At 59.8% G+C, this 7,211-nt stretch carries 9 protein-coding genes; 2 read left to right on the forward strand and 7 right to left on the reverse strand.

Features of this window, described 5'->3' with window-relative positions:
- Positions 1 to 186 precede the first annotated feature (186 nt).
- Together eno and H1Y01_RS04430 are read right to left on the reverse strand one after the other, a co-directional pair.
- Positions 187 to 1,470: a phosphopyruvate hydratase gene (gene eno / locus H1Y01_RS04425; protein ID WP_180539063.1), complete on the reverse strand. Its 1,284-nt coding sequence runs from the start codon at positions 1,468 to 1,470 to the stop codon at positions 187 to 189.
- A 58-nt stretch (positions 1,471 to 1,528) separates the two neighbouring features.
- The gene (locus H1Y01_RS04430) at positions 1,529 to 1,969 is read right to left on the reverse strand and encodes a MarR family winged helix-turn-helix transcriptional regulator (protein WP_180539064.1); all 441 of its coding nucleotides are present in this window, start codon (positions 1,967 to 1,969) and stop codon (positions 1,529 to 1,531) included.
- A gap of 127 nt (positions 1,970 to 2,096) precedes the next feature.
- On the opposite strand from H1Y01_RS04430, the gene H1Y01_RS04435 reads away from it, so the two are divergent.
- Entirely contained in the window at positions 2,097 to 2,627 is a 531-nt protein-coding gene (locus H1Y01_RS04435) for a YceI family protein (protein ID WP_180539065.1), read from the forward strand.
- A 1-nt stretch (position 2,628) separates the two neighbouring features.
- Here H1Y01_RS04435 and H1Y01_RS04440 read toward each other — a convergent pair whose 3' ends face one another.
- Together H1Y01_RS04440 and H1Y01_RS04445 are read right to left on the reverse strand one after the other, a co-directional pair.
- Entirely contained in the window at positions 2,629 to 3,285 is a 657-nt protein-coding gene (locus tag H1Y01_RS04440) for a gamma-glutamyl-gamma-aminobutyrate hydrolase family protein (protein ID WP_180539066.1), read from the reverse strand.
- Positions 3,282 to 4,031 carry a peptidase gene (locus H1Y01_RS04445; RefSeq protein WP_180539067.1) on the reverse strand — a complete coding sequence of 250 codons (750 nt, stop codon included), beginning with the start codon at positions 4,029 to 4,031 and terminating at the stop codon, positions 3,282 to 3,284. Before H1Y01_RS04445 ends, H1Y01_RS04440 begins: the two co-directional genes overlap by 4 nt.
- Positions 4,032 to 4,148: 117 nt before the next feature.
- Here H1Y01_RS04445 and H1Y01_RS04450 point away from each other — a divergent pair, with 117 nt between their 5' ends.
- Complete coding sequence (locus H1Y01_RS04450; RefSeq protein ID WP_180539068.1) at positions 4,149 to 4,958, forward strand: transglutaminase-like domain-containing protein; 810 nt, start codon at positions 4,149 to 4,151, stop codon at positions 4,956 to 4,958.
- A 267-nt stretch (positions 4,959 to 5,225) separates the two neighbouring features.
- Here H1Y01_RS04450 and H1Y01_RS04455 read toward each other — a convergent pair whose 3' ends face one another.
- From H1Y01_RS04455 to H1Y01_RS04465, 3 genes are all read right to left on the reverse strand, one after another.
- A complete protein-coding gene (locus H1Y01_RS04455; protein ID WP_180539069.1) occupies positions 5,226 to 5,486 on the reverse strand; it encodes a hypothetical protein in 261 nt (86 codons plus the stop codon).
- 22 nt (positions 5,487 to 5,508) lie between these two features.
- Complete coding sequence (locus H1Y01_RS04460; RefSeq protein ID WP_180539070.1) at positions 5,509 to 6,351, reverse strand: fumarylacetoacetate hydrolase family protein; 843 nt, start codon at positions 6,349 to 6,351, stop codon at positions 5,509 to 5,511.
- Between the two features lie 20 nt (positions 6,352 to 6,371).
- Positions 6,372 to 7,211, reverse strand: an 840-nt coding sequence (locus tag H1Y01_RS04465; protein ID WP_180539071.1) for an aldehyde dehydrogenase family protein, incomplete at its 5' end; no start/stop codon positions are given.

The raw sequence follows: 7,211 nt of genomic DNA on the forward strand, positions 1-7,211 counted from the left end.
ACAGGAAGGCAGCCGATTGCCGGAAATGGAATCCGCCGAGCAATGCCTGGCTAACTACCGCAAGCTAATCGCGGTATCCTGAATCGCCGCGTCTTAGACAAGACTAGCAGCCCCTGGTAGTAACCGCTCCGTTACCGTCGCGGCTCGGTAAGGGGGAGTCTACAGAGCCGGGTTCGACATGGGCGACTAGCGCCGGAACGCAGCCCGTCCCGCGAACTTAGCCGCCGAACCTAGTTTGTCTTCAATCCGCAACAGTTGGTTGTACTTAGCAATCCGGTCCGTCCTGCTTGCCGATCCCGTCTTGATCTGCCCACAGTTCGTAGCCACGGCTAAGTCGGCAATGAACGGGTCTTCCGTCTCACCCGACCGATGCGAAGCAATCGAAGTATAGCCCGCATTCGACGCCATCTGCATCGCTTCCAGCGTTTCCGTCAGCGTTCCAATCTGATTGACCTTGATCAGGATCGAGTTAGCGATCCCTTCGTCAATACCGCGCTTCAGCCGCCGCGTATTGGTCACAAATAGGTCGTCTCCCACTAACTGGACGGACTTACCCAGCGCCTCGGTTAGCATCTTCCAGCCGTCCCAGTCATCCTCCGCCATTCCGTCTTCGATCGATATGATGGCCGGATACTGCCGCTTCAAATCCACCCAGTACGCCACCATCTGTTCACTGGTGCGTTCGCTCTTATCGGATTTCTTGAAGATGTACTTTCCATTCGAGTAGAACTCGCTCGACGCCGGATCAAGCGTGATTCCAATCTGTTCTCCGGCTTTATATCCGGCCTGCGCGATCGCCTCGTGGACTACTTCCAAAGCTTCTTCGTTGGATTTCAGACTAGGTGCGAAACCGCCTTCATCGCCTACAGCGGTAGAATAACCCCGCTTCTTGAGCACGCCTTTTAGGGTATGAAAAACCTCGACGCCCCATCGCAAAGCCTCCGAAAACCGCGTCGCCCCGTAAGGCGCAATCATGAACTCCTGCAGATCCACGGACGAATCCGCGTGCGCGCCGCCGTTGATGATGTTCATCATCGGGACCGGCAGGGTTAACGCGCCAACGCCGCCCAGATAGCGATACAACGGAGTCCGTTCCGAAGCGGCCGCCGCCCGCGCCAGCGCCAGCGAAACCGCGAGAATGGCGTTCGCGCCCAACCGGCTCTTGTTCGGGGTCCCGTCAAGATCGATCATCATGCGGTCGATGCGCGCCTGGGCCGTCGCTTCATGCCCGCGCAGCGCTTCCGCGATCTCGGTATTGATGTGCGCGACCGCCTTCGTCGTCCCCTTGCCTAAGTAGCGCGACTTATCGCCGTCGCGCAATTCCACGGCTTCATGTTCGCCGGTGGAAGCGCCCGATGGCACCGCCGCCCGTCCCATCGATCCATCAGAAAGATAAACATCCGCTTCCACGGTCGGGTTGCCGCGCGAATCGAGAATCTCGATCCCTTGAACCGCCACGATTGTTGCCAAAGTTGTGTGAGCTCCTTGAATTCCAGCGAGTGACCCTTTAGTGTAAACCGCGCCTCAGTCAACCCTCAGCCCGCGACTCCGCCCAGAGCCCGACCTTTTTCAGCAGCCGCACCAGGTCCTCGCGCTCGCGCGGCCGCAGCACGGCGATCGTCTCCTCCATGTCCGCCGCGTGTTTCGCAAACGCCCGCTCGATCAACTTGCGGCCGCTGCCGGTAAGTTTTACGATTCGTGACCGCAAGTCTTCAGCGTCGGTCGTCCGCTTCACCAACTTGCGCGCTTCCAGCCGGTCGATCGCCGCCGTGATCGATCCACTCGAGAGCAGCACCTTGCGTCCGATCCAATTCACGGATTGCGGGCCTTTATGCAACAGCAGTTCCAGTACGGCGAAGTCCGAAAGTCCGATTCCGAGGCCTGATATGCTTGCCAGAGCGTTGCGTTCCACGGCGCGGGACGCCTTCCAGAGCACCAGCCACACGTGTGTCCCGCTTTCCTGCCCCATGATCCAAGAATACTTTATGCCGAGCGAATTTATCGTGAAATGCTTGCATCCCCGGTGAATCAGTCGCAATCTACCTTGATATCGAGATAATCGAGCACAAACATCGAGCGCAAACAAGGATAAACTAATGAGCACAAGCTACAAGATCGATCCGGCGCATTCCAGCGCCCAGTTCGTTGTCCGCCACCTGATGATCACCAATGTCCGCGGAGCTTTCAGCGGCGTCACCGGCACGGTCGTTTGGGATGATGCGAACCCGAGCCAATCCACTATCGACGCGATCATCGACGCAACCACGCTCTCGACTCAGGACGCCACCCGCGACGGCCACGTCAAGAGCCCGGACTTTCTGGATGTCGCCCAGTATCCGACGATCGAGTTCAAAAGCAGCAGCATTGCGCCGGCGGGCGACGGCGAACTCACCGTCAAAGGCGATCTGACGCTTCACGGCGTAACCAAGCCGGTCACGCTGAAAGTGGAAGGCCCCACCCCCGAATCGAAGGATCCGTACGGGAACCTCCGCATCGGCGCGTCCGCCACGACGAAGATCAAGCGAAGCGACTTTGGTTTGGTCTGGAATGCCCCGCTGGAAACCGGCGGGTTCGCACTGAGCGATGAACTCAAGATCGAGCTTGAGCTCTCGCTCATAAAGTCGTAAGCTACAACGCCGCGGCGAAAGCCTCGAACAACCTGGCCTGCAGCGGGTCCACCGGACTCTGGTTTTCCGGATGCCATTGCACTCCCAGGAAAAACCGCAGGTCGTTTCGTTCCACGGCTTCAATCGTCTGGTCCTCGCTGTCACGAGCGGAAACGAACAGACCATTTCCAAGCCGTTCGATCGCCTGATGATGACGCGAATTCACGCTGGCTTCAGGCGCGCCCAGAACACGGCGCAGCAGCGTGTCCGGCTCAATCACGACTGTATGTGCCGGCGTCGCTTTGTCCACGGGCCGCTTGCGATGACGCAGCCGGTCCGCGACATCCTGAACCAACGTGCCGCCGTGCTCCACGTTTACGATTTGCAACCCGCGGCAGATCGCGAACACCGGAACGTTCGCCGTCACCGCTTCGCGAATCAACCGCAACTCGACCGCATCCCGCTCATCGTCCGGCTTCTCGGTTGCGGGGTGCGGCTCCTGCTGGTAGAGCGCCGGGTTGACATCCTCACCGCCCATCAGCAGCAAGCCATCCACCTCCGCAAGCGCCGGGGCTTTCGACGGCAGCCGCAACACGGGCTCCATTCCAGCCTGGCGCAGCGCGGCCTGATACGGTTCGGATTCTTTCAGGTGGCGATAGACCGCCAGCACGCGCTTCATCCGGTCAGCTCGTTGGGCGCGAGGCCGCGAAACTCGATATCCGGCAGCTGCTCGACCGCGCGGCGCAGCGCCTGTTCCCAGCGCGCATGCACCAACTCCAGGTCCTTCTCGCCCGCCCACAGCCGCCGGTAGCGCCCGATATCGAACGAGTCCTTCTCATAGAGCAGCAGATCGATCGGCGGCCCGACCGTCACGTTCGACCGCATGGTTGCGTCGAGCGACAGCACCGCGTATTTTGCCGCATCTTCGAGCGATGTCTTCGATTCCAGGCCGCGATCCAGAATCGGCCGCCCGTACTTGCACTCGCCCAGTTGCAAGTACGGTGAATCGGCGGTGACGCGCAGCGGATTGCCTTGCGGATAGATCAGATACAAACTGGGCGGCTCGCCGCGCACCTGGCCGCCCAACAGCAGATGCACGTTGAAGTTGAAGCTGTCGCGTTCCAGCGCGGCGCGGTCGATGTCGGAAATGCGCCGTACGCAATCGCCCACAATCCGCGCGGCATGATAGAGCGATTCCGCCTTCGCCAGCCCCTCGCCCGCATTGAAAGCGTTCCGTAACAGCGTATTCACGGACTGACTGATGGACAAACTGCCGCTGCTCAGTATCACGAACACGCGCTCGCCCTTCTGCACGTAGGTGTGCATCTTCTGGCAAACGTTAATCTGATCGTAGCCCGCGTTGGAGCGGGAATCGGAGGCCATGACGAGCCCCTCGTCGGTGACGATTCCCAGGCAATATGTCATTCGTCGGTCAAATCCTTTCCCTACTATTCATTGTTGTAACAATTGCTAGACTAAACGCCATCCCTCTATGCATCTGCCCCGTCCGCAAATCCCGTTTGAAAGAGACCAATCCCGTTCATGCTGATTCGCCTGGGGTATGACATCGAATTCGAAGCATCCGCGCCAGTCCCGATGATCGCATTGCTCAATGTACATCCGTCCCGTGTGCCCGATTTGCGGGAGCCGGACCAGTTAACGATTGAGCCGAACATCGAGAGTGAGCAATATTGCGATTCGTTCGGTAACATCTGCACGCGCTTCGTCGCCCAGCCCGGAATCACCCGCATCAGCAATCGCACGCTGGTGATGGATTCCGGCGAGCCCGACCCGATTCAGGCGGATGCCCGTCAGTCGCCCATCGATCAGCTGCCGCATGAGATTTTGCAATTCCTGCTGCCCAGCCGCTACTGCGAAGTTGAACTGCTTTCCAACACCGCGCACGAACTATTCGGCAGCGCCGCGCCGGGATGGCCGACGGTTTACGCCATCACTTCATGGGTGAACCAGAAGGTGCAGTTCGGCTACGCGTTCGCACGGTCCACGCGAACAGCGCTCGAAGTCTACACGGAGCGCGTCGGGGTGTGCCGCGACTTTCAGCATCTCGCCATCACGTTCTGCCGGGCGCTGAACATCCCCGCGCGCTATGTTGCCGGATATCTGGGCGATATCGGCGTGCCGGTTTCGGACACTCCCATGGATTTCAGCGCATGGTTCGAAGCGTACCTGGACGGCCGCTGGTGGACCTTCGACGCACGCCACAACGTCCCGCGGATCGGACGGGTTTTGATGGCGACGGGCCGCGATGCGACGGATATCGCGATCACTACTTCGTTCGGAAGCACGCGGCTGAAGAAGTTTTTTGTGGTGTCGGATGAGGTGAAGGAGTAGGTCGCGTAACGACTGAATCGAGGGCGCCAGCGTCATTCAGCGGTGTATGTTGGGAAGCCATTTCACTATCAAGGGCTTCCTTCCGCGCTGCGCCCTCGAAAATGACCTCCAACATACACCGTTCCACCCGGCTAGGGTCAACGCGGCTGACAGCGGCGGACCCTCCCTTTCGGTCGGGCTCGGAGTGGGGCTGTACGGGTCCTTTTCATCATTAGTTCTGAATCGAAGGGTCAAGCCGAACTTGGTAGCCGGTGGCGGATTCCCGTGCTAAGACGGTTTCGGGGACGGGCGTTTCGGAAGCGTAGCCGGCTCCTCGTCCCACGTGGAAATGCCCCACTCGCGAGCGCGTTTTTCGATTAGCGCCACGCGTTCGTTGAGCGTCGCAAGTGCCGCCGCCTGAGCGCGCAGCTGGATCTCCGCGGCGCGGCGCCACTCCTCGAACTCGCGGCGCTGTTCCTCCAGGCGCTTCTCCAGATACGCCAGCCGTTCTTCCATTTCCTGCGGATACGCGCGCGATTCGTCTTCCATGCTTTGATCCTACACCGATTCGCTATACCACGATGGTCCCGTTACTCAAGGTTCCGATTTCCGGCACCGTTATTTCGACCACATCGCCCGCTTCAAGCGCAGCCTCAGCCGTAACGATAATCCCGGTCCCGGTTAACATCACCGAGCCGGCCGGGACCGAGTTCGACCGCAGCAGATAGTCCGTCAGATTCTCGATCTTTCGTGACAGCCGTGCAGTCGAAACCGAACCGCTGAAACGTTGCTCCTTGCCGCGCATGATCGTGCAGGTCATCTCTAGCGAGTATGGATCGGCAATCGAATCCGCCGTTACAATCACCGGGCCGAGCGAGCAACAGCAGTTATAAACTTTGGATTGCGGTAAGTACAGCGCGTTCTCGCGCTCGATGTCCCAGGCCGAAACGTCGTTGGCCAATGTATAGCCGAGCACGCGTCCCTTGCTGCCTAGAATCACCGCGAGTTCCGGCTCGGGTGCAGTGAATTTGGAATCGGAGCGCAAGCCTACTGCCTGATTCGGTCCCACGCAGACCCGCGCCGTTCCTTTGAAAAAGATCTCCGGCCGGTCCGCCCGGTTCACATAGGCGTACATTCCTTCGGCCGCGCCCAATTCGGTGTCTCGAAATTCGGCGCTCACTTCATACGTGCAGCCGCAAGCCCAGACTTCGATGGGATGAATCGGCAGGATCGGAACCGCCGGCTGACTTTGCCGCGAGGCGAGCTGCGTCGCCAGTTCCGTCAGCGGAATCCCTTCCGCCTCGGAACGACGGATGAGGTCGACAACGGTATGAGTGGGGATGGCGCGCGCGGAATCCCCTTCGAAGATCGCGGCGACAGTGGCGCCATCTTTTCGGATCTGACCAATCTGCATGGGTTGTCCAGTATGTCCGTTCAGTATTTCAGATAAATCGTTTTGTAGTCGCTGTAAAAATCGAACGCCGCCGGGCCTTGTTCCTTCGGCCCGAAGCTGGAGTCTTTAGTTCCCCCGAAGGGGAGTTGGTATTCGACGCCCGCGCTGGGAAGGTTGATGGTGAGCAGTCCGGCCTCGGCGCGGTAGATATAATCCATGGCGCGCGAGAGGTTGGTGGTCTGGATGGAAGACGACAGGCCGAACACGGTATCGTTGGCGAGGCGCATGGCGTCTTCGAAGTCCTTAGCCTTGATGATGGCGAGGACCGGTCCGAAGATTTCTTCGCGCGCGATGGTGGCGTTGGGGTCGACGTCGGCGAAGATGGTGGGTTCGACGAAATAGCCTTTGTCGTAAGCGCCGCCGGTAAGCTGGTTGCCGCCGCAGAGGGGCTCGCCGGATTCCTTCTTTCCGATCTCGATGTATTTGAGCACGGTTTCGAGTTGGCCCTTATCGACGCAGGGGCCGATGTCGATGCCGGGCTGCATGCCGTCGCCCACGGTAAGCTTCTTCGTGCGCTCGACGAGCGCGGCCACGAACTGGTCGTAGATGCCTTCTTCGACGATGGCGCGGCTGGTGGCGGTGCACTTCTGGCCGGTCGAGAAAAACGCGGCGTTGCAGACGTTTTCGACGGCGGATTTGAGATCGGCTTCGGCAAGCACGATGGTGGGGTTCTTGCCCCCCATTTCGAGCTGGATGCGGAGGCGGCGTTTGCTGGCTTCGGTGTGGATCCAGTTGCCGACGTCGTTGGAGCCTGTGAAGGAAATGGCCTTGACGGGCGCGGCGTTGACGAGCGCTTTGCCCAGTTCCCCGCCTGAGCCGGC

The sequence above is a fragment of the Nevskia soli genome, from assembly GCF_903970205.1.
Lineage (GTDB): Bacteria > Acidobacteriota > Terriglobia > Bryobacterales > Bryobacteraceae > Bog-113.